The sequence below is a fragment of the Bacillus thuringiensis genome (assembly GCF_022095615.2).
Classification (GTDB): Bacteria; Bacillota; Bacilli; order Bacillales; family Bacillaceae_G; genus Bacillus_A; species Bacillus_A cereus_AG.
This window is the reverse complement of record NZ_CP155559.1, coordinates 4,837,586-4,860,654: the sequence shown is the minus strand read 5'-3', so window position 1 is coordinate 4,860,654 and position 23,069 is coordinate 4,837,586. Positions and strand designations below refer to the sequence as shown.

Sequence of the window (23,069 nt, the reverse complement as noted above, 5' to 3'; positions counted from 1 at the left end):
GGATGGGATTACCGGTATTATGTGTCGCTACGGCTATTTTTGCTTTGTTTTGGGGAATGCAAAACTTCTCTCGTAATCCAGTGCCAAGTATTTGTATTATGATTGGTACTGTAGGTTTATCGTATTATTTATTACTATCAGCCCATTATCATAAAACAGCAACGACTGTTGTTGCTGGAGCACTTATTTTATTTTGCGGGCGTGCTGTACAAAAGGGACTATTTCCATAAAAGCTGTTTATACATTTTGTATAAACAGCTTTTTGTATTTTTTTTACAAAACACTTGAAAGTTACGTAACGTCATCTTTTATAATGAAATGGAAGAGGTGATGGTAGTGATTTCAATACAAGAATTGACGAGAGAAACAGGGGTTACAGTACGTACACTACGTTATTATGATCAAATAGATTTATTAAAGCCGAGCGGAAAAACAGAGGGTGGGCATCGGTTATATAGTGAAGCTGACGTTATTCGTTTGCAACAAATTTTATTTTTAAAAGAAATGGGATTTTCATTAAAAGAAGTTGCGAATATGTTAGTAAAAGGTGAGCTGGATTTGAAAAAATCACTTGAAAACCAACTTCGATTTGTACAAGAGGAGCAAAAGAAGTTCAATCGAATGGAGCGTGTTTTACAAGCGGTTGTTTATTCGGTAGATGTAGAGGGAGAACTTGATTGGAAAGTTATGTTTGAACTTATTCAGCTTTCAAAACAGTCTCCTCGTATACGTGAAATATTTCAAAATGAAGTATTTTCAAAGGAAGAACAAAAGTTGCTTCATAATTTGCCGAATATGAGTGAAGAAGATCCGAATGTTTTAGAATGGGTAGATTTATTAAAGCAATTACGTATTTTTATGAAAGAGGGTAAAGAAGCCGCTAGTGATGAGGTACAAAGGGCAATGAAGAGATTAATGCAGAAGTGTTTAGAAATGGCTAATGGTGACGAAGCGTTTTTAGATAAGTTATGGGAGGTTAGAAAATCAAAGGAAGATTCACAGAAAATGAGCATGTATCCAATTGAAGAAGAACTTTTATTATATATGGATGAAGCTTTTCGTATATATGATGAAAAGGAGAGGGATAAATGAGTATACTCGCAGAATATCGTTGGTATTTTTTAATTGGAGCAGAGATTGTATTTTGGTTATCGGCTATCGGTTTCTTTTTACTCCGTTACGGATTCCGTTTGAAGAAGGCGAGCTTTATTATGGGGATTGTACTCCTCGTAAATGAAGTGTTTATTTTAACATTAGGGGCAGTGGACTATTATCAAACAGGAAAGTTCTCTAATTTTCAAATCATTACTGTCATTATTTTATTGTATGCAGTTTTCTACGGGAAAAAGGATTTGAAGAAGCTTGATATATTTGTGCAAAAGCTAGTTGCGAAATGGCGGAATGAACCAGCGCCTATTATTGAAGAACATATAGAATTAACAGGTATGGCCTATGCGAAGCAGGAAATAAAAAATTGGGTATTACATCTTGTTTTATTCGTTGGTGTGCACATATTCTTTTTCTTCGCGTATGGATTTATTCCATTTGAACAATGGGGTAATTGGTTAGAATCGGGAATCGTTTTAAATAAAGCTGCAAGTCGCGTGAGCCAAGTGTGGGCAATTATATTTTTAGTTGATACAGCGATTTCATTTTCATATGTGATTTTTCCGAAGAAGGAGAAAGGAAAAGAAAAGCTACTTTCATAGAGGAAAGTAGCTTTTGCAGTATACAAATAATTCTTATAGGAGAGGATGACAATAGGAAAAAGAAGCAGTTTTATATGTCTATTTCTCTTTAATTTAGTAGCATGTTCACAACCTAACAATGCAATTGATAAGAAGAATGATGTCATTGCAAAGGGGGCAGAAATTTCTAATCTAGATAAATTCGAACAGTTCGTTTTGAATGTGGAACAAGGGAAAGTTGATAAAGTAAGAATTGTACATTACACACATGAAGGGGATCCGATTTTTCAAAAGTTAGAGCATAGTGAGAACGATATACTTTATGTGTCAGATAATAGAAAAGACCAATTTGCTGGTGAGGATAAAGGGTTACATAAAGATAGCTGTAAAAGGATTGTTAAAGAGCAGCGTGAATCACAAACGGCTTATAGGTTAATAGACTGTGTGAATGAAAATGGGCGCAATGGATATGATTTATTATATGTACCTGAAAAATAGAGTTAGTAGAGGAAGGAAGTTTTGACTCCTTCCTTTTTCTATGTATATATTGTCGAAAATTTTACCGAATATCTGTTCGTTTTTTTTAGGTTTTTTATGGGCATTCGTGGTAAAATAATAATACAGATTTTTTATGAGGAGGTCGGATTTTACTTGGAACATCAATTTGAAATTATTTCAGCGTATTCCCCACAAGGTGACCAGCCAGCGGCTATAGAGAAGCTTGTAGAGGGGATTAATAGTGGAAAGAAAAAGCAAGTGTTGCTTGGAGCGACAGGAACGGGTAAGACATTTACGATTTCAAATGTCATTAAAGAAGTGCAGAAGCCAACACTTGTCATGGCTCATAATAAAACGTTAGCGGGACAGTTATATAGTGAGTTAAAAGACTTTTTCCCGAATAATGCAGTTGAATATTTTGTTAGTTATTACGATTATTATCAGCCAGAAGCGTATGTGCCGCAAACAGATACGTTTATTGAAAAAGACGCGCAGATTAATGATGAAATTGATAAATTGCGTCACTCAGCAACGTCTTCATTATTTGAACGGGATGATGTGATTATTGTTGCAAGTGTTTCGTGTATATATGGTTTAGGTTCTCCAGAAGAATACCGCGAGTTAGTTGTTTCACTTCGAGTTGGTATGGAGAAGGACCGCAATCAATTGCTTCGTGAACTTGTTGATGTGCAATATGGACGTAATGACATTGATTTCAAACGTGGTACATTCCGTGTGCGCGGAGATGTAGTTGAAATTTTCCCAGCATCACTTGACGAGCATTGTATTCGAATTGAATTTTTCGGCGATGAAATCGATCGTATTCGCGAAGTAAATGCATTAACGGGTGAAGTATTAGCAGAACGTGATCATGTAGCAATCTTCCCAGCATCTCACTTCGTTACACGTGAAGAAAAGATGAAGGTCGCTATTGAAAATATTGAAAAAGAATTAGAAGTGCGTTTAAAAGAATTAAATGATAACGGTAAATTGTTAGAAGCGCAGCGTATCGAGCAGCGAACACGTTATGATTTAGAAATGATGCGCGAGATGGGTTTTTGTTCAGGTATTGAAAACTATTCCCGTCATTTAACACTTCGCCCAGCGGGTGCAACGCCATATACGTTATTAGACTATTTCCCGGAAGATTTCTTAATCGTTATGGATGAGTCACACGTATCCGTGCCGCAAGTAAGAGCGATGTATAACGGGGACCAAGCACGTAAGCAAGTGCTTGTGGATCATGGATTTCGTCTGCCATCAGCTTTAGATAATAGGCCGCTCACATTTGATGAGTTTGAAGAGAAAACGAATCAAGTTATTTACGTCTCGGCAACGCCAGGGCCGTATGAGTTAGAACAGTCGCCAGAAGTAATAGAACAAATTATTCGTCCAACAGGGCTTTTAGATCCGCCAATTGATATACGACCAATCGAAGGACAAATTGACGATTTATTAGGAGAGATTCAAGATCGCATTGCGAAAAATGAACGTGTATTAATTACGACTTTAACGAAGAAGATGTCAGAGGATCTAACAGACTATCTAAAAGATGTAGGAATTAAAGTGAACTATCTTCACTCTGAAATTAAAACGTTAGAACGTATTGAAATTATTCGCGATCTTCGCCTTGGTAAGTTTGATGTTCTTGTTGGTATTAACTTATTACGAGAAGGATTAGATATTCCGGAAGTATCACTTGTAGCCATTTTAGATGCTGATAAAGAAGGGTTCTTGCGTTCAGAACGTTCATTAATTCAAACAATCGGTCGTGCAGCACGTAATGAAAACGGCCGCGTTATTATGTACGCAGATCGCATAACGAGATCAATGGGAATTGCAATTGAAGAAACGCAGCGTCGTCGTACTATACAAGAAGCTTACAATGAAGAACATGGTATTACACCGAAAACAATTCAAAAAGGTGTGCGTGATGTCATCCGTGCAACGACAGCTGCTGAAGAGACGGAAACATATGAAGCAGCGCCGGCTAAGAAGATGACGAAAAAAGAGCGTGAAAAGACAATTGCGAAGATGGAAGCAGAGATGAAAGAAGCAGCAAAAGCGTTAGACTTTGAGCGTGCAGCTGAGTTAAGAGATTTACTATTAGAATTAAAAGCGGAAGGGTGAACAGAGTGAGCATGAGCAAGGATTTTATTGTTGTAAAAGGTGCTAGAGCACATAACTTAAAAAATATTGATGTAACCATTCCGAGAAATCAGCTTGTCGTTGTAACGGGATTGTCTGGTTCAGGGAAATCATCATTAGCATTTGATACGATTTATGCAGAAGGGCAGCGCAGATACGTAGAATCGTTATCTGCGTATGCGCGTCAGTTTTTAGGACAAATGGATAAGCCGGATGTAGATACGATTGAAGGATTGTCACCAGCGATTTCAATCGATCAAAAAACGACGAGTCGTAATCCACGTTCAACTGTCGGAACGGTAACGGAGATTTATGATTATTTACGTTTATTATTTGCGCGAATTGGTACGCCGATTTGTCCGAATCATGGTATTGAAATTACGTCACAAACAGTAGAGCAGATGGTAGACCGTGTACTTGAATATCCTGAACGTACGAAATTACAAGTTTTAGCTCCTATCGTTTCTGGACGTAAAGGTGCACATGTAAAAGTGCTTGAAGATATTAAGAAGCAAGGGTATGTTCGTGTACGTGTTAACGGTGAAATGCTTGATGTATCTGAAGATATTGCGTTAGATAAAAATAAGAAGCATTCCATTGAAGTTGTAATTGACCGTATTGTTGTAAAAGAAGGAATCGCAAGCCGTCTTGCTGATTCACTTGAAAGTGCATTAAAGCTTGGCGGAGGACGAGTGTTAATTGATGTAATGGGAGAAGAGGAACTTCTATTTAGTGAACATCATGCTTGTCCGCATTGTGGTTTTTCAATCGGGGAATTAGAGCCGCGCATGTTCTCATTCAACAGTCCATTCGGAGCATGTCCTTCTTGTGATGGACTTGGTTCAAAGCTAGAGGTAGATTTAGAGCTTGTTATTCCGAACTGGGATTTATCATTAAATGAACATGCGATTGCTCCGTGGGAACCGACAAGTTCACAATATTACCCACAGCTTTTACAATCTGTATGTAATCATTACGGCGTTGATATGGATATGCCTGTGAAAGATATACCGAAAGATTTATTTGATAAAGTGTTGTACGGAAGCGGAGAAGAGAAAGTTTATTTCCGCTATGTAAATGAATTTGGTCAAGTAAAGGAAAATGAGATTTTATTTGAAGGTGTTATTCCAAATATTGAACGTCGTTATCGTGAGACGAGTTCTGATTATGTCCGTGAGCAAATGGAAAAGTATATGGCAGAACAAGCTTGTCCGAAGTGTAAAGGTGGACGTTTAAAACCTGAGAGTTTAGCTGTTTTTGTTGGTGATAAAACGATTGCTGATGTAACGAAGTATTCTGTTCAAGAAGTACAGGAATTCTTCTCAAGTGTGGAGCTAACAGAGAAACAACAAAAAATTGCTCATTTAATTTTAAGAGAAATTCAGGAGCGCGTTGGATTCTTAGTAAACGTCGGTTTAGACTATTTAACGTTAAGTCGTGCCGCAGGAACTTTATCAGGTGGTGAGGCGCAACGTATTCGTTTAGCGACGCAAATAGGTTCTCGTCTGACTGGCGTACTTTACATTCTTGATGAGCCTTCTATCGGTTTGCATCAGCGCGATAATGACCGTCTTATTCGTACGTTGCAAGAAATGCGCGATTTAGGTAATACGTTAATTGTCGTTGAACATGATGAAGATACGATGATGGCTGCTGACTATTTACTTGATATCGGACCTGGTGCAGGTATTCACGGTGGACAGGTCGTTTCAGCGGGGACGCCGGCTGAAGTGATGCAAGATGAGAATTCATTAACAGGGAAGTATTTAAGTGGTAAAGAGTTTATCCCAGTTCCGCTTGAAAGACGTAAAGGTGATGGACGTAAAGTAGAGATTGTCGGTGCAAAAGAGAATAACTTAAAGAATGCAAAGATGTCATTCCCACTTGGTACGTTTGTAGCGATAACAGGTGTATCTGGTTCTGGTAAAAGTACGATGATTAATGAAGTACTATATAAATCATTAGCGCAAAAGTTATATAAAGCGAAAGCAAAGCCAGGTACCCATAAAGAAATTAAAGGTCTTGAGCATTTAGATAAAGTAATCGATATCGATCAATCGCCAATCGGGCGTACACCACGTTCTAATCCAGCGACGTATACAGGTGTATTCGATGATATTCGTGATGTGTTTGCACAAACGAATGAAGCGAAAGTGCGTGGATATCAAAAAGGACGTTTCAGCTTTAATGTAAAAGGTGGACGTTGTGAAGCGTGCCGTGGTGATGGAATTATTAAAATCGAAATGCACTTCTTACCAGACGTATACGTTCCGTGTGAAGTTTGTCATGGTAAACGTTATAACCGCGAAACGTTAGAAGTGAAGTATAAAGATAAGAACATTTCTGAAGTGTTAGGGATGACAATTGAAGACGGGGTAGAATTCTTCGCTAATATCCCAAAAATTAAGCGTAAACTTCAAACACTTGTAGACGTTGGGCTTGGTTATATGAAATTAGGGCAACCAGCTACGACGTTATCTGGAGGAGAAGCACAGCGCGTGAAATTAGCTTCTGAATTACACCGTCGCTCTACAGGTCGTACGTTATACATTCTAGATGAGCCAACGACTGGTTTACATGCACATGATATCGCGCGTCTTCTAGAGGTATTGCAGCGTCTTGTTGAAAGTGGTGAGACAGTTCTTGTAATTGAGCATAATTTGGATGTTATTAAAACAGCCGATTACATTGTTGACCTTGGACCAGAGGGCGGAGACAAAGGTGGACAAATCGTTGCTTCAGGAACGCCAGAGCAAGTAGTGAAAGAAGAGCGCTCGTATACAGGTAAGTATTTAAAAGAGATTTTAGTTCGTGATAAAGCAAGAATGAAAGAAAAAATAAAAGAAGTAGAGTTATCACAATAAGTGTATTCATAAAAACCGAGTGGAAATGACGCTCGGTTTTTATTTTATCCCGCTATTTGTGGGCAATCCGATTGATTTAACTAATAATCAGTGGGGATGAACAAAATCCCTACTGATTAAAAATTCGCTTTATAGGGGGAGAAAATGGAGTTTATAGATGTTTTAAGAAAGAAAAATATGAAAGTAAGAGAGTTTCAAAATTGGGGTGTATACTTTCGCAAGCGCTGGGAGGATCACTTTGCAAACCATTTAAGTTATGAGGAAAAAGAAGACATTTTCCTTTATGGAGATAAGTATGCATGTGGGTATCTTTGGCACGTATTTAGTTATGAGAAAAAGAATTGTTTAGAGGGTAAAGCAGCGGAGAATGCGTTTCATAATGAAGTGAAAAAGAATTGTTATATATTCTATCAACATTGTGAGGAAGTACTGCTAATAACGGATGCGAGTTTATTACGTATGGAGGATATATTGCGTGAAATAGATGATGCATATAAAGGCGATATCTATCTTGTAGACAAAGATTTCACTTGGACCTTTGTGAAAACGCATGAACATGGATGGTATGGCCCTTATTTTGCGGGGAGATGTTAGTAGGTATACAAGCGTGAAGAGTAGAATAAGTTGATAGAAGTATTTGCATGCTACTTGCGTTTATTATCTATTAGCGTATGATGAAATATATATGTCAAAAGGATGTGTAAGAAAATGAGATGGATTGTATCACTTCTTGTAAATAGCGTTGTGTTAATCGCTGTATCGGGACTTTTAAAAGGGATTGCACCAGACGCGTTTTACGTAGCAAATATACAAACTGCAATTATTGCGAGTATTATCTTGGCTGTTTTAAATGTGTTCGTAAAACCGTTTTTAATTTTAATTACGCTACCAATTACGGTTGTAACTTTCGGGTTCTTCTTAATTGTTATTAATGCGATTACGCTAAAAATAGCAGATTCATTATTAGGAGATGCATTTAATATATCAGGGTTTGGTGTAGCAATTGTTGCGGCAATTTGTATTTCAATTTTTAATATGATTATTGAAAAGGCAATTGTGGAACCTTTATATGAAAAAAAGAGAAAATGACAAAAAGAAAAACATTTCATGATGTGTATGAAATGTTTTTTTCTATTTAGTAGAAACCGTATTTCTTGTTTCCAGAAAAAAATGGTACAATATCCGGTAGAATGGAATTTTACATCAAATGAGACTGAACCCGCAGCGGAGTGGAGGTTTATACATATGCCGAAAGTAAGGACAAAAGATTTAATTGAACAATTTCAATTGGAGTTAATAAGTGGTGAAGAAGGAATTCATCGTCCGATTGATACAAGTGATTTATCACGACCTGGAATTGAAATGGCCGGATTTTTTACATATTATCCAGCTGATCGCGTACAGCTTCTTGGAAAGACGGAGCTTACGTTCTTTGATACGTTAACAACAGAGCAAAAACAAGAGAGAATGAAAGCGCTTTGTACCGAGGAGACACCATGTATTATTATAACTCGTAATCAAGATGTACCAGACGAGTTATTACAAGCATCACGTGAATCAGGCATGCCTTTATTACGTTCTTCTCAAACGACAACGAGATTATCAAGTCGTTTAACCAATTATTTAGAAGGTAAGTTAGCACCAACAACTGCTGTTCATGGTGTATTAGTAGATATTTACGGTGTTGGTGTTTTAATTACAGGTCAAAGTGGTGTTGGTAAAAGTGAGACAGCTCTTGAACTTGTGAAGCGTGGCCACCGCCTTGTTGCGGATGATAGTGTAGAAATTCGCCAAGAAGATGAAGATACATTAGTAGGAAGCTCACCAGATTTAATTGAGCATTTATTAGAAATTCGTGGTCTAGGTATCATTAACGTTATGACGTTATTCGGTGCAGGGGCAGTGCGAAATTATAAGCGTATTACGCTTGTTATTAATCTTGAAATTTGGGATCAAAAGAAAAATTATGATCGCTTAGGTCTTGATGAAGAGAAGATGAAGATTATTGATACAGAACTTACGAAGATTACACTTCCAGTTCGTCCTGGTCGAAACTTGGCTGTTATTATTGAAGTAGCAGCGATGAACTTCCGTTTAAAACGTATGGGAGTCAATGCAGCACAGCAGTTCTCTGAACGATTAATGAGTGCGATTGAGTTAGGAAATCAGGAGTAAACTTTGGAGAGGGAGGTCATACATATGCTGTTAGGTTCTGTACCACAGCTTGACCGTGTAGCGATCCAACTTGGACCGTTTCCTGTTTATTGGTACGGGATTATTATCGGTACAGGTGTGCTATTAGGTCTTTGGCTAGCAACTCGCGAGGGGGAAAGGCTAGGTATTCCAAAAGATACATTTGTTGACCTTGTATTAATTGCAGTACCGATTGCTATTCTATTTGCGAGAATGTACTATGTTATTTTTGAATGGGAATATTACGCGCAAAATCCGAGTCAAATTATTAATATTCGTCAAGGTGGCTTGGCGATTCATGGTGGTTTAATCGGGGCTGTTATTACAGGGATTCTTTTTGCGAAACGCCGCGGGGTTTCATTCTGGAAGTTGGCTGATATTGCTGCGCCAAGTATTTTACTAGGACAAGCAATTGGCCGATGGGGAAACTTTATGAACCAAGAGGCACATGGTGATGAAGTAACGAGACAGTTTTTAGAAGGCCTTCATTTACCAGATTTCATTATTAATCAAATGTACATTGATGGTGTATACTATCATCCGACGTTTTTATATGAATCATTATGGAATTTTGCAGGTGTCATTTTATTACTTGCATTACGAAAAGTGAATTTACGACGCGGGGAATTATTCTTCACATATTTAATTTGGTATTCAGTAGGGCGCTTCTTCGTAGAAGGCTTACGTACAGATAGTTTAATGCTAGGACCACTTCGTATCGCACAAGTAATGTCAATTGGACTTGTTGTTATTTCTATTATTTTCATTATTGTGAGACGAAAAATGGGGCAAGCTGATAAAAGATATTCGGAAAATTAGAGAAAAGTAGCATCTTATTATAAGGTGCTGCTTCTTTCATATTCAGGAAAGAGAAGGGACTAAGGCAATGAGAATAAATACAGTGTTATTTGATTTAGATGGGACTTTAATTAATACAAACGAACTTATTATTTCTTCTTTTTTACATACGTTACATACATATTATCCAAATCAATATAAGCGTGAAGATGTATTGCCATTTATCGGCCCTTCTTTACATGATACTTTCAGCAAGATTGATGAAAACAAGGTTGAAGAGATGATTACATGTTATCGTCAATTTAACCATGATCATCACGATGAATTAGTGGAAGAATATGAAACTGTATATGAAACAGTTCAAGAGTTGAAGAAGCAAGGCTATAAAGTTGGTATTGTTACAACGAAAGCGAGACAAACAGTTGAGATGGGATTAAGGTTATCAAAGCTTGATGAATTTTTTGATGTTGTCGTGACAATTGATGATGTAGAGCATGTGAAACCACATCCAGAGCCACTTCAAAAAGCACTTGAGCTATTAGATGCGAAGCCGGAAGAAGCAGTGATGGTCGGGGATAACCATCATGATATTGTTGGCGGACAAAATGCTGGTACGAAAACAGTTGCTGTCTCATGGACGTTGAAAGGTAGAGCGTATTTAGAGGCTTACAATCCGGACTTTATGCTAGATAAAATGAGTGATTTGCTACCGATTTTGTCTGATATGAACCGTTCATAAAGGTCCAAGTAAGTTAGTAGGGGGGGATTTCCCCATTAACTTACAGTTTCACTTTTTAGTAGAGGAGCGAGTTAAGTGCGACGGACAACGCGCTATCCTGTTTCGGGAGAAAATTCATTATGGAATGTGTATAAAACAGTGTCTTTTTGGAAGGTAATGAAAAACTTTATTATTATCCAAATTGCGCGTTATACGCCATTTTTATCCGTCAAGAATTGGTTGTACCGCACATTTTTACGGATGAAAGTCGGAAAGAAAACATCATTTGCGCTTATGGTAATGCCGGACATTATGTTCCCAGAAAAGATAACTGTGGGAGGAAATTCGATTATCGGCTATAATACAACGCTTTTAGCACATGAATATTTAATTCGGGAATATCGACTTGGAGAGATCATCATAGGAAATGAAGTGATGATTGGAGCAAATACGACTATATTACCAGGTGTGAAAATCGGGGATGGCGCGATTGTTTCAGCAGGCACACTTGTTCATAGAGATGTCCCAAGTGGTGCTTTCGTGGGTGGAAATCCAATGCGTGTTATTTATACGAAAGAAGAAATGGATGCTAGAGAAGGCTGATGCCAAAAATGTAACATTTCTCTTCTTTTTTAATGAATAAAAAGGAAATAATTGAGTATAATATACTGTTTTGTTTTTTACGGAATCGTTTATACTTATAGATAGAAGAATGTGTGAACGAAGAAAACAAAAAACTGGAGGATATATGGGGAAAAATCAAGGAATATATAAGGAGAACGGACAAGTTATCTCTTTTAATCAATTAGCGGACTTCTTTTATAAAAAAGGGATGAGGGCTTACAAAGGGCAAAAATTACAAGATGCAATTAAATATTTTCGAAGAGCGGCACAAAGTGAGAAGGAGCCGTTTATTTTATGCCAATTAGCAACAGTATTATCTGAGGCTGGTGAATATCAAGAGTCGAATCAAATCTTCTTTAAGCTTGTTAGATCTAATCCAGAACTGGAACAGTGCTATTATTTTATTGCAAATAATTATGCATATATGGGGCTATTTCAGCAGGCGAAAAAGTATGCGGATCGCTATTTAGAAGTTGCAGAAGAGAAGGAATTTGTAGAAGATACATTAGAATTACTTGAAATTATGGAAGAAGAAGCGATGGGTGCGGAAGAGATTGAGGATGAAGATGATCTAATTGTTATGCAGGAAGAAGCGAATCGTTATATTCGTAATGGACAATTGGAAGAAGCAATTGCTACATTAGAAATTGTTACAAAAGATTATCCGGAATTTTGGTCGGGTCATAATAATTTAGCCATTGCACATTTTCAATCTGGTAATGTAGATAAAGCTCTGAAGTTAACGGAAATGATTTTAGAGAAAAATCCTGGTAATATACATGCGCTTTGTAATACGCTTATTTTCCTATATTCAATTGGAGAGCATAAACAAGTGGAAGCGTTAGCGGAGCAGTTAGTTTCAGTATATCCGATTTCGTTCGAGCATCGTTTGAAACTTGGAACGACACTTGCAACAATTGGTCATTTTGAGCCTGCATATAAATGGTTCAAAGTATTAAAGCGTCAAGGATACGAGGGAGACGTTAGTTTTTATTATTGGTTTGCATATTCTGCTTATATGGTGAAAGATCAGCAAGTAGCTGAAAAAATGTGGCAGCATGTTGTAGAATTGCACCCTGATAAAAAGGGAAAAGAACCGTGGAATGCGCTGAACTTAGCAGATGAAGGACAAAACGTATTATTTGAAGAATTACGAAAATCATTTCAACAAAGTGCGACGCTAGAGGAACAGATGCTAGCTTTATATTTAATGAATGAATTGTCAACGCCAGAGAAGGTAGGATTCTTCTTTGATGTAACGCAGGCGAAGAACGGTGTTCCAATCGTATCGCAACTTGCAAAGTATTTCTTTTTACTTAATAGCCATAAGAGCATTCCAGCTGATTTACAGCAATTTGAACAGTGCGCGCAAATTGCGGATGCCTTATATAATTATACGAAAAAAGATGATGAATTAATCGAAGAGTGTTTACAATTTTGGTTTTGTACGTTTATACGTTTATATACATCTGGGGCAGCTTTTACAAATGTATACGGCTGGTCAGCTGCGGTTGAATATATTGTGCGCGGCGAACAAGGAAATAAGATGACACAGTCGGAGCTCGGAGATGTATATAATGTATCTGTGGCGACTGTTCGAAAGTATGTGCAGGCTGTTAAGCGTACGCACACATAGGGTAAGCAAATCATTGGGAAAAAAATGATGCTAACAGTATAATGAGGGTAACTTAATTGTGTAGGAATGAATAGGAGTGAATAGTGTGTCAGAAGAAAAAATTTATGATGTCATTATTATTGGTGCAGGACCAGCTGGTATGACAGCTGCAGTATATACATCTCGTGCGAATTTAAGCACATTAATGCTTGAGCGTGGTATCCCAGGTGGACAAATGGCAAACACAGAAGATGTAGAAAACTATCCAGGTTATGAGTCTATTTTAGGACCAGACTTATCAAATAAAATGTTCGAGCATGCGAAGAAATTTGGTGCTGAATATGCATACGGTGATGTGAAAGCAGTCATCGATGGTAAAGAATACAAAACAATTATTGCTGGCAAAAAAGAATATAAAGCACGTGCAATTATCGTTGCAAGCGGTGCAGAATATAAAAAAATTGGTGTGCCAGGCGAAGCTGAACTTGGCGGCCGCGGTGTATCATATTGTGCGGTATGTGATGGGGCTTTCTTTAAAGGAAAAGAACTTGTAGTTATTGGTGGCGGAGATTCTGCTGTTGAAGAGGGTGTGTTCTTAACACGCTTCGCATCGAAGGTAACAATCGTTCACCGTCGTGACACTCTTCGTGCACAGAAAATTTTACAAGATCGTGCTTTCCAAAACGAGAAAGTTGATTTCATTTGGAATCACACTATAAAAGAAATTAACGATGCAAATGGTAAAGTGGGAAGCGTAACACTTGTAGACGTAAACAGTGGAGAAGAGAAAGAAGTCAAAACTGATGGCGTGTTCATCTACATCGGTATGTTACCACTATCAAAACCATTTGTTGAACTGGGTATTACAAATGAAAATGGTTACCTTGAAACAAATGAGCGTATGGAAACGAAAGTTCCTGGTATTTTCGCAGCTGGAGATGTTCGTGAAAAAATGCTACGTCAAATTGTAACTGCAACAGGTGATGGTAGTATCGCAGCACAAAGTGCACAACATTACGTAGAAGAATTATTAGAAGAACTAAAAACAGTATCAGAAAAATAAGGGATAACATGTCTTTTGAGAAGAAAGCTACCGATAGGAGCTTTCTTTTTTTGTGAAAATGTCAAAGTTTTGTCAAAAAATATTAGGATTATAAGCTTTCTTATTGATATACTGGACTTTACGGAAAAAATCACTATAAGAAATGAGGAATTTATTCAGTATGGAATGGCGTAATATATATCGTGGATTTTGTATGGGCGTTAGTGATTTAATTCCTGGTGTGAGCGGCGGTACAATCGCTGTTGTGTTAGGGATTTATGAACAATTGCTTGCGGCAATTAGTGGGTTCTTTAGTCGTGAATGGAAAAAGCATTTAGGATTTTTAATTCCCCTTGCAGCTGGTGTGGCAGCAGCATTTTTAACGTTAAGTCACGTTATTAAATATTTACTTGCAAATCATTATGAACCGACTCAATTTTTCTTCCTCGGTTTAATTATTAGTATATTACCGATGTTAATGAGGGAAGCTGATGCAAAGTCGTCGTTTAAAGGTAAGCACATTGTTTTATTAATAGTTGCAGCAATTCTTGTTGCGATCACAGCTTTCTTTAAACCAGATAAGGCAGCAGATCCAATTACGACGTTAACAATTTTAAATGCAATTGGTTTATTTTTCGCGGGCTGGATGGCTAGTATGGCTATGTTGCTGCCTGGAATTAGTGGATCATTTATTTTATTAATTATTGGTGTGTATCCGACAGCAATTAATGCTTTAACTACACTGAACTTACCTTTAATCGTAGTTATCGGTGCCGGTGTTATGGCAGGGTTTGTTGTAAGTAGTAAAGGAATTAGTTTCTTGTTAGATCGTTATAAAAGTATGACATTTGCGGCAATTATTGGACTTGTTATCGGCTCGATTGTAATTGTGTTCCCTGGTATTCCAACTGGAGGATTTTCAATTATAAGTTCAATTATTACCTTTATTTTAGGATTTGCGATTGTTACTTATTTTGGTAAGAAATAAGGGCTTTAATCCCCTTGACGATAAAAATCGTCAAGGGGATTTTTTCATGCTATTCATTGAAAGTCCGGGCATTTACATTGCTTGTTATAGAAAGCCTTTTTAAAATTGTTGAGTAGCATGTACTTAGCGAAAGAGGACTGGCTCCTTCGTTGTAGCAAACTGTTTTTGATAGTATAATGAAATGAGTATGCAGTGAGAAATTTACTGCAAGTAGCTGAGGTGAAGAAACATGCAAAGAGTGACAAACTGTGTGTTAATTAGAGATAATGAAGTACTCTTACTCCAAAAACCTCGCCGAAATTGGTGGGTTGCACCAGGCGGGAAAATGGAGCGTGGTGAGACTGTAAGAGATTCCGTTGTTCGCGAGTATCGTGAAGAAACAGGTATTTATTTAAAGAACCCAGCGTTAAAGGGGGTCTTCACCTTTGTCATCCAAGAAGGTGATAAAGTTGTTTCTGAATGGATGATGTTCTCCTTTTTAGCGACAGATTTTGCAGGAGAAAACAAACTAGAGAGCGAAGAAGGCATCATTGGTTGGCATACATTTGACAAAATTGATGATTTAGCAATGGCACCAGGAGATTATCACATTATTGATTATTTAATTAAAGGAAATGGCATAATCTACGGTACATTTGTATATACCCCAGATTTTGAGTTGCTTTCATATCGATTAGATCCGAGTTAAACCGTCAAGGAGAGGATACGATGACAGAGAATAATGATATAAAAATGGTAATTATTACAGGAATGTCTGGAGCTGGAAAGACAGTAGCTTTACAAAGTTTTGAAGATTTAGGATATTTCTGTGTAGATAATTTACCACCGATGTTATTGCCGAAGTTTATTGAGCTTATGGCGGATTCAAAAGGGAAAATGAATAAAGTGGCACTTGGCGTTGATTTACGTGGTCGAGAGTTTTTTGAACATTTATGGGGAGCACTTGATGATTTATCAGAACGTACATGGATAATTCCTCATATTTTATTCTTAGATGCGAAAGATGGCACGCTTGTAACTCGTTATAAAGAAACGAGACGTTCGCATCCACTTGCACCAACTGGTTTGCCGTTAAAGGGAATCGAGATGGAGCGTGGCTTATTAACTGATATGAAGGCACGAGCGAATATTGTGCTGGATACATCGGATTTAAAACCGAAAGAATTACGTGAAAAAATTGTTCATCTGTTTTCAACTGAAACTGAGCAAGCATTTCGTGTAAATGTTATGTCATTTGGATTTAAGTACGGTATTCCAATTGATGCAGATTTAGTATTTGATGTTCGTTTTTTACCAAATCCATATTACATTCCACATATGAAGCCATTAACAGGACTAGATGAGGAAGTTTCATCGTATGTGCTGAAATTTAATGAGACACATAAGTTTTTAGAGAAATTGACGGATCTTATTACTTTCATGCTGCCTCATTATAAAAGAGAAGGCAAGAGTCAACTTGTAATTGCAATTGGATGTACAGGTGGACAGCATCGTTCTGTTACGCTTACAGAATACCTTGGGAAACATTTGAAACCAGAGTATAGCGTTCATGTATCTCATCGTGATGTGGAGAAGAGAAAGGGCCATTAAGGGATGAAAAAAGAGAGAAAACCTAAAATTGTCATCATGGGAGGCGGTACTGGACTATCTGTTTTATTACGAGGATTAAAACAATATCCAGTTGATATTACAGCAGTTGTTACAATCGCTGATGATGGTGGCAGTTCAGGTAGATTACGTGATGAGCTAGAAATTCCACCCCCAGGTGACATTCGTAACGTACTTGTTGCGTTATCAGATGTAGAGCCGCTGGTGGAAGCTTTATTTCAGCATCGTTTCACAACGGGAGACGGGCTGAAAGGTCATGCGTTAGGTAATTTATTATTGGCAGGTATGACCTCGATTACAGGAGACTTCTTCCATGCGATTACGGAAACGAGTAAAGTGTTAAATGTCAGAGGACGTGTGTTACCGGCAGCGAATCAAAGTGCGGTACTTCATGCGGAACTAGAAGATGGAGAAATTGTAACAGGTGAATCGAAGATTCCTTATTATGGAAAGAAGATTAACCGCGTCTTTTTAACTCCAGAAGATGTAGAGCCGTTACATGAAACGTTGGCTGAGATTAAACGAGCTGATTTACTTGTTTTTGGTCCAGGAAGTTTGTATACGAGTATATTACCGAATTTAGTTGTTAACAAAATCGGGGACGCTGTTCTTGCTGCAAAAGCGAAGAAGGTATATGTGTGTAATGTTATGACGCAAGCTGGTGAAACGATGGGATATACTGCGTTTGACCATGTGCAGGCGTTACATGATCATTTAGGTAAACCATTTATTGATACTGCAATTGTAAATAACCGTGATATTCCTTGTGAATTACGTCAGTTATATGAGGAAGAACTGTCGGCACCAGTTGTAGTAGATGAAGAGCGTTTTAAAGAGAGCAATATTGATGTCATTCAAGATCAATTAGCGAAGTATGATGACCGTGTTGTAAGACACGATACATTAAAATTAGCTTCTATTTTATATTCACTGTTGTAGATGTGCGTTGCCTCGTTTGAGGTAACGCTCATCATTTCATATAGGACAAGATTTTTGTTCCAAAGTAATCGTATAAGGAGGTGTTGACTGTGTCATTTGCATCAGAAACAAAGAAAGAGTTGACGAATCTTGAGATGAAGGAATGCTGTGAGAAAGCAGAATTATCAGCGTTACTTCGAATGAACGGATCGCTTTCTTTTTCAAATCGTCGTCTATCTATTGATATTCAAACGGAGAATGCGGCAATTGCAAGAAGGATTTATACGCTTTTGAAAAAAGGATATGACGTGACGGTAGAATTACTTGTTCGTAAAAAAATGCGATTGAAGAAAAATAATGTATATATTGTGCGGCTTGTTGAGAAGTCTCGCGAAATATTAGCTGATCTTCATATTGTTCGAGACGACTTTTCGTTTATCCGAAATATATCACAAGAATTGATTGAGAAGAAATGTTGTAAACGATCGTATTTACGTGGTGCATTTTTAGCAGGTGGTTCAGTAAATAACCCAGAAACATCATCTTATCATTTAGAGGTCTTTTCGTTATATAAGGAACATAATGATGCTATATGTGAACTGATGAACGGATTTGATTTAAATAGTAAGACGTTGGAAAGAAGAAAAGGGTACATTACGTATTTGAAAGAAGCGGAAAAGATTACGGAGTTTTTAAATATTATAGGCGCTCATAATGCACTTTTAAGGTTTGAAGACATTCGAATCGTTCGCGATATGCGTAATTCAGTAAATCGTTTAGTGAACTGCGAAACAGCCAATTTAAATAAAACAATTGGTGCAGCGCTAAGGCAGATTGAAAATATCCGTTATATTGATGAGACGGTGGGTCTTGATATATTACCAGATAAACTGCGAGAAATTGCACAATTACGAAGAGATTATCAAGATGTAACATTGAAAGAGTTAGGCGAGATGGTATCCGGGGGGAAAATTAGTAAATCGGGTATTAATCATCGTTTGCGTAAAATCGATGAGATTGCAGAGAAATTACGCGCGGGGGAAACGGTAGCGAAAAAATAAGAGGTTAAAGGGGAAATGGAGCTGTGGTTCAAAAACGAGTTAAGGTTTCATTAAAAAACGGTTTGCAAGCACGTCCGGCTGCGTTGTTTGTACAAGAGGCCAATCGCTTTCATGCAGATATCTTCATCGAGAAAGATGGAAAGACAGTGAATGCAAAGAGCATAATGGGGATTATGAGCTTAGCAATTGGAACTGGTAGCATGATAACAATTACAACAGAAGGTTCAGATGCAGAAGAGGCTTTAGAAGCATTAGCTGCATATGTACAATAAAAAGCTATCGCGCATGTGCGATAGCTTTTTTGTTTTGTTGTTGGGTGTGGGGATGTAGGGCGCGAGCTTGTCGAAGATTGTCGGTAAGTCGATAAGTTGTGTCGAAACGGCGATATATTAAAATAATTGCCGATATAATTGGAGTTACGGTCGATATATTTGAAAAATCGCTGATATATTTAGGTGGGGTATGTGAGTGCGGAGACTTGACCACAAAAAAAGCGCCCTGTAAGAGGGCGCCTCCGCTTTTAGTTATTAACGATTTGTAAAGATCTTATCGATTAAACCGTATTCTAAAGCTTTTTCTGCTGTCATGAAGTTATCGCGGTCTGTGTCGCGTTGTAGTACTTCAAGTGGTTGACCTGTACGGTCCGCAAGAATTTGGTTTAGTTTTTCACGTAAGAATAGGATACGTTTTGCAGCAATTTCGATTTCAGTTGCTTGACCTTGTGCTCCACCAAGTGGTTGGTGAATCATTACTTCACTGTTTGGAAGTGCATAACGTTTTCCTTTTTCACCTGCTGCAAGTAAGAATGCACCCATAGATGCAGCCATACCGATACAGATTGTTGATACTTGTGGTTTAATAAACTGCATTGTATCGTAAATTGCCATACCTGCTGTGATAGAACCACCAGGGCTGTTGATGTAGATGTGAATATCTTTTTCTGGATCTTGAGATTCCAAGAATAAAAGCTGGGAAACGATTGAGTTAGCTACGTTGTCATCAATTGCACTACCAAGCATAATGATGCGGTCTTTTAATAGTCGAGAGTAAATATCGTAAGCGCGTTCTCCACGATTTGTTTGTTCAATTACTGTAGGAATTAAATTCATCTGTTATTTCCTCCTTCTAAAGCTTTCTTAGTCTTATAATACAATTATGGTCAATAAAGGTCAAACGAAACCACTTTAAATCAAAAAAATATGTAGTTGTACCATGAAATATTCGCTATGTTTTTGAAATTCCCTGCTTATGTATCTTCAACATCATAACCGAATTACATAAATTTAAACGTTATAAAAACTGTAGAAAAAAAGAAAAGAACGCCTTTTTACTGAAGCGTTCTTTCGATATCTATTCTTTTAAAAGGTAGGTTACTTTATTTAAAATCTTTTCGATGTGTTTCGCGTTTTTACTATACATTTCACTTGCTGATTTCGACTTTGTTTCTAGGGAAAATAGTTCAAGATCAGCATGACATTTTTTTAAAGATGCTAATAATAAAGGCTTGTTTTGAGGAGAAGGCATTTGTAGTTTGTCATTATAAATGTCGATAGTAAGTTGTCCGTATGAATCCACTTGACCGAGAAAGACATTTTCAATAACAACACCGAGCTTTTCTAGTTCAGAATGTAGCCAAGCGCGGTTATGCCCACTAGAGGATAGAGGTTCATCTAAGACATTTCCATCCATAATAACAGTTTGTGGTTCTTTTTCGTTTGGTACTTTTAAGCCGATGTCTTTTGCTGTAAGTGGTTGGCGATCTTTCTTCAATAGTACATTTAATTCTCCGCTCGGTTCTAGTACGGCAAATTCAACATCAGCTACACTAAAAGCATCTTTTCCGCGGAGAAGTTCCAGTAATTCGTCACTTGTATATTTTTCTTTCTTTAAGTTATCTTCAAGTATTTTTCCATCTTTTATTAATACGGTAGATTTCCCTTCAAAAAAATCCCGAGCTGTTTTGTTCTTTAAGGAGAGGATTCCTGTTAAAAAAGGTACCACAGCGAAAATGAGTATCGCAAAGACACCGTGGAAAAATTTTGAATCGAGCCCTGTAGATACTTGGGCAGCGATGTCACCGATTGTCATTCCGGCTATGTATTCAAAAAAGGAGAGCTGAGAGATTTGTCTTTTCCCTAACCATTTCGTAATAGCGAATAAAATAATTAATATGAATACAGAGCGAAGAATGACAAGTGTCCATTCCGGCAGGTGAGACATAGTCATTTCCTCCAGTCTACTTAAAACCCTTTATATTGAGGTTCTTCACGTTCTAATACTGAAACTCTATTCTGTAAATCAGCGATGATGCTGTCCATTTCTAACATACATTCATGAAATACGCGTTTTGATTCCGCGTCCTGTGAATTTAGTGAAAGGGAGCTTAAACTTGCTTGAGCACCCCGTACACTAGCAAGGCAGGTTTTAACGCTAGCAATAACTGTCATACGAACACCTTATCCTTTCGGTTTGAATAGCAATGCTCCAATGAAGCCGAAAATAATAGCTGCGGATACACCGGCGCTTGTTACTTTAAACATGCCGGTAATGACGCCAACGATACCGTGTTTTGCCGCTTCTTCCATTGCGCCGTGAACGAGGGCATTACCGAAGCTTGTAATAGGTACAGTTGCTCCAGCTCCAGCGAAATCAATTAATGGTTCATACAAATTGAATCCATCTAATATAGCTCCGGCAACAACGAGTGTTGCCATTGTATGAGCGGGTGTTAGCTTGCCGACATCAAACATAAGTTGTCCGATTACACATATGAGTCCGCCAATGACGAAAGCCCAGAAAAAAATCATTGCGTTGCACCTCCAAATTCAATCGAAACGGCGTGAGCGATGCACGGAATCGTTTCTTCTTGTTGGAATGTAAGTGGAGATAGTAAAGCGCCTGTCGCAACGACAAGTATTTTTTTGAACTCTCCTCTTTTCATTCGGTTTAATAAGTGACCGTATACGACTGTGGCAGAGCATCCTGGTCCACTTGCCCCGGCTATGACTGGTTGTCCGTCTCTATAAATGATAATCCCGCAATCTTGAAACTGTTCGTTCGTTACTTTTGTTCCATGTTTATGTAGTAGGTCGTAGGCAATTTCGCGACCAACATGTCCAAGGTCACCTGTTACAATTAGGTCGTAATAAGAGGCGTCAATTTGTCGTTCGCGTAAATGGGCCTCGATTGTATCAACAGCCGCTGGGGCCATCGCACCACCCATATTAAAAGGATCTGTTAATCCCATATCAATCACTCGTCCGATTGTTGCAGATGTTACCCTAGGACCATGGCCAGTGTCACTTAAAATCGCCGCACCTGCCCCGGTTACTGTCCATTGTGCGGTAGGCGGTTTTTGACCGCCGTATTCAGTTGGATATCGGAATTGCTTCTCTACAGCAGCGTTATGGCTGGATGCCCCAGTTAGTAAATATTTTGCGCCTTTTGCATTTACAATGCTTGCCCCGAGTGCTAATCCTTCCATAGAAGTAGAACAAGCGCCGAATAATCCGAGATATGGGGTTCCGAGTGTGCGGCAGGCAAAGCTTGTTGGAGTGATTTGATTAATTAAATCTCCTGCAAGTACAAATTGAATATCGTCTTTACGAAGTTCTGCTTTTTCAGTAGCACGGCTACAAGCTTCTTCAAACAAAATTTTATGTGCTTTTTCATAGGAATCTTGGCCGAGCCATAAATCTTCATGGAGGATATCGAAGTCTTCTGGAATGTTTCCTTTTGCTTCAAACGGTCCGCCAACGACTCCTGTCGAAATAATAACAGGCTTGTTTTCAAATACCCACGTTCGGTGTCCTTGTAACATTTATAGCCCTCCCCATTGAACGAGAATCGTTTTAATAAGTGCGATGACGAAAGCTGAAAATACACCAAACAAAATAACGGATCCGGCTAATTTAAACATATTTCCTCCAACGCCGAGTACGAATCCTTCTGTTCGGTGTTCGATACATGCGGCAATAACAGAGTTACCAAATCCAGTGACAGGTACAGCTGTGCCTGCTCCAGCAAACTGCCCAAAGCGGTCATATATACCGAAACCAGTTAGTAACATGGAAATGAAAATGAGAGTTGCGACTGTTGGATTTCCTGCGGAACGCTCAGTGAAATCAAAATATGTGATATAAAACGTAGAAATGAGTTGTCCGATGAAGCAAATAAAACCACCGACGAAAAAGGCTTTTATACAATTTTTTAAGACAGGACGCTTCGGTTCTCGTTCTTGCTCGAATTTTTTATACTCCTGTTGCACAGGGGTTAAGTTCTTATCTTTACTAGACATTGCGATCCT

General features: G+C 38.1%; 26 protein-coding genes. 20 read left to right on the top strand and 6 right to left on the bottom strand.

The features are described from left to right. Positions 1–2 precede the first annotated feature (2 nt). The 20 genes from KZZ19_RS25315 (at position 3) to KZZ19_RS25220 (ending at position 19,035) form a co-directional block, all read left to right on the top strand. On the top strand, positions 3–230 hold the full coding sequence (locus KZZ19_RS25315; protein WP_237981274.1) for a hypothetical protein: 228 nt from the start codon (positions 3–5) through the stop codon (positions 228–230). A 100-nt stretch (positions 231–330) separates the two neighbouring features. Further along, entirely contained in the window at positions 331–1,092 is a 762-nt protein-coding gene (locus KZZ19_RS25310; protein ID WP_140392600.1) for a MerR family transcriptional regulator, read from the top strand. After that, positions 1,089–1,709, top strand: a complete 621-nt coding sequence (locus KZZ19_RS25305) for a hypothetical protein (protein WP_237981275.1) — start codon at positions 1,089–1,091, stop codon at positions 1,707–1,709. Before KZZ19_RS25310 ends, KZZ19_RS25305 begins: the two co-directional genes overlap by 4 nt. Positions 1,710–1,754: 45 nt before the next feature. Next, entirely contained in the window at positions 1,755–2,186 is a 432-nt protein-coding gene (locus tag KZZ19_RS25300; RefSeq protein WP_088098382.1) for a DUF4362 domain-containing protein, read from the top strand. A 153-nt stretch (positions 2,187–2,339) separates the two neighbouring features. Next, positions 2,340–4,316 (top strand): excinuclease ABC subunit B, encoded by a 1,977-nt coding sequence (gene uvrB, locus KZZ19_RS25295; protein ID WP_088098381.1) that lies wholly within the window; start codon positions 2,340–2,342, stop codon positions 4,314–4,316. Between the two features lie 11 nt (positions 4,317–4,327). Beyond that, a complete protein-coding gene (gene uvrA, locus KZZ19_RS25290) occupies positions 4,328–7,198 on the top strand; it encodes an excinuclease ABC subunit UvrA (RefSeq protein WP_140392605.1) in 2,871 nt (956 codons plus the stop codon). A gap of 144 nt (positions 7,199–7,342) precedes the next feature. Next, a complete protein-coding gene (locus tag KZZ19_RS25285; RefSeq protein ID WP_237981276.1) occupies positions 7,343–7,792 on the top strand; it encodes a DUF4275 family protein in 450 nt (149 codons plus the stop codon). A 114-nt stretch (positions 7,793–7,906) separates the two neighbouring features. Next, positions 7,907–8,287, top strand: a complete 381-nt coding sequence (locus tag KZZ19_RS25280) for a phage holin family protein (protein WP_001267308.1) — start codon at positions 7,907–7,909, stop codon at positions 8,285–8,287. A gap of 156 nt (positions 8,288–8,443) precedes the next feature. Then, on the top strand, positions 8,444–9,373 hold the full coding sequence (gene hprK / locus KZZ19_RS25275) for an HPr(Ser) kinase/phosphatase (RefSeq protein ID WP_001127251.1): 930 nt from the start codon (positions 8,444–8,446) through the stop codon (positions 9,371–9,373). 24 nt (positions 9,374–9,397) lie between these two features. Beyond that, on the top strand, positions 9,398–10,210 hold the full coding sequence (lgt, locus tag KZZ19_RS25270) for a prolipoprotein diacylglyceryl transferase (protein WP_000924233.1): 813 nt from the start codon (positions 9,398–9,400) through the stop codon (positions 10,208–10,210). A gap of 67 nt (positions 10,211–10,277) precedes the next feature. Continuing rightward, positions 10,278–10,928 (top strand): pyrophosphatase PpaX, encoded by a 651-nt coding sequence (gene ppaX / locus KZZ19_RS25265; RefSeq protein WP_237981277.1) that lies wholly within the window; start codon positions 10,278–10,280, stop codon positions 10,926–10,928. Positions 10,929–11,003: 75 nt separating this feature from the next. After that, positions 11,004–11,510, top strand: coding sequence for an acyltransferase (locus KZZ19_RS25260; RefSeq protein WP_237981278.1), 507 nt, complete (start codon positions 11,004–11,006; stop codon positions 11,508–11,510). Between the two features lie 145 nt (positions 11,511–11,655). Further along, the gene (locus KZZ19_RS25255; RefSeq protein WP_237981279.1) at positions 11,656–13,167 is read left to right on the top strand and encodes a tetratricopeptide repeat protein; all 1,512 of its coding nucleotides are present in this window, start codon (positions 11,656–11,658) and stop codon (positions 13,165–13,167) included. 85 nt (positions 13,168–13,252) lie between these two features. Further along, positions 13,253–14,209, top strand: a complete 957-nt coding sequence (trxB, locus tag KZZ19_RS25250; protein ID WP_001288064.1) for a thioredoxin-disulfide reductase — start codon at positions 13,253–13,255, stop codon at positions 14,207–14,209. A 160-nt stretch (positions 14,210–14,369) separates the two neighbouring features. Then, positions 14,370–15,176: a DUF368 domain-containing protein gene (locus KZZ19_RS25245; protein WP_000455195.1), complete on the top strand. Its 807-nt coding sequence runs from the start codon at positions 14,370–14,372 to the stop codon at positions 15,174–15,176. Between the two features lie 229 nt (positions 15,177–15,405). Then, positions 15,406–15,864 carry an NUDIX hydrolase gene (locus KZZ19_RS25240; RefSeq protein WP_001190080.1) on the top strand — a complete coding sequence of 153 codons (459 nt, stop codon included), beginning with the start codon at positions 15,406–15,408 and terminating at the stop codon, positions 15,862–15,864. Positions 15,865–15,884: 20 nt separating this feature from the next. After that, positions 15,885–16,766: an RNase adapter RapZ gene (gene rapZ / locus KZZ19_RS25235; RefSeq protein ID WP_000138461.1), complete on the top strand. Its 882-nt coding sequence runs from the start codon at positions 15,885–15,887 to the stop codon at positions 16,764–16,766. 3 nt (positions 16,767–16,769) lie between these two features. Then, a complete protein-coding gene (locus tag KZZ19_RS25230; RefSeq protein ID WP_088098376.1) occupies positions 16,770–17,723 on the top strand; it encodes a gluconeogenesis factor YvcK family protein in 954 nt (317 codons plus the stop codon). 89 nt (positions 17,724–17,812) lie between these two features. Beyond that, positions 17,813–18,763, top strand: a complete 951-nt coding sequence (gene whiA, locus KZZ19_RS25225) for a DNA-binding protein WhiA (protein ID WP_000006564.1) — start codon at positions 17,813–17,815, stop codon at positions 18,761–18,763. Positions 18,764–18,786: 23 nt separating this feature from the next. Then, the gene (locus KZZ19_RS25220) at positions 18,787–19,035 is read left to right on the top strand and encodes an HPr family phosphocarrier protein (RefSeq protein WP_000250306.1); all 249 of its coding nucleotides are present in this window, start codon (positions 18,787–18,789) and stop codon (positions 19,033–19,035) included. Between the two features lie 255 nt (positions 19,036–19,290). On the opposite strand, the gene clpP is transcribed toward KZZ19_RS25220, so the two are convergent. From clpP to spoVAC, 6 genes are all read right to left on the bottom strand, one after another. Continuing rightward, the gene (gene clpP, locus KZZ19_RS25215; protein ID WP_001049162.1) at positions 19,291–19,872 is read right to left on the bottom strand and encodes an ATP-dependent Clp endopeptidase proteolytic subunit ClpP; all 582 of its coding nucleotides are present in this window, start codon (positions 19,870–19,872) and stop codon (positions 19,291–19,293) included. A 241-nt stretch (positions 19,873–20,113) separates the two neighbouring features. After that, on the bottom strand, positions 20,114–20,983 hold the full coding sequence (locus tag KZZ19_RS25210; RefSeq protein ID WP_061679300.1) for a DUF421 domain-containing protein: 870 nt from the start codon (positions 20,981–20,983) through the stop codon (positions 20,114–20,116). Between the two features lie 20 nt (positions 20,984–21,003). After that, the gene (locus KZZ19_RS25205) at positions 21,004–21,210 is read right to left on the bottom strand and encodes a DUF1657 domain-containing protein (RefSeq protein ID WP_002167398.1); all 207 of its coding nucleotides are present in this window, start codon (positions 21,208–21,210) and stop codon (positions 21,004–21,006) included. A 9-nt stretch (positions 21,211–21,219) separates the two neighbouring features. Continuing rightward, positions 21,220–21,570 (bottom strand): stage V sporulation protein AE, encoded by a 351-nt coding sequence (gene spoVAE, locus KZZ19_RS25200; protein ID WP_000575919.1) that lies wholly within the window; start codon positions 21,568–21,570, stop codon positions 21,220–21,222. Then, positions 21,567–22,583, bottom strand: a complete 1,017-nt coding sequence (gene spoVAD / locus KZZ19_RS25195; protein WP_226545769.1) for a stage V sporulation protein AD — start codon at positions 22,581–22,583, stop codon at positions 21,567–21,569. The genes spoVAE and spoVAD overlap by 4 nt, the downstream gene beginning before the upstream one ends. Further along, a complete protein-coding gene (gene spoVAC, locus KZZ19_RS25190; protein ID WP_000095399.1) occupies positions 22,584–23,060 on the bottom strand; it encodes a stage V sporulation protein AC in 477 nt (158 codons plus the stop codon). Between the last annotated feature and the right edge of the window lie 9 nt (positions 23,061–23,069).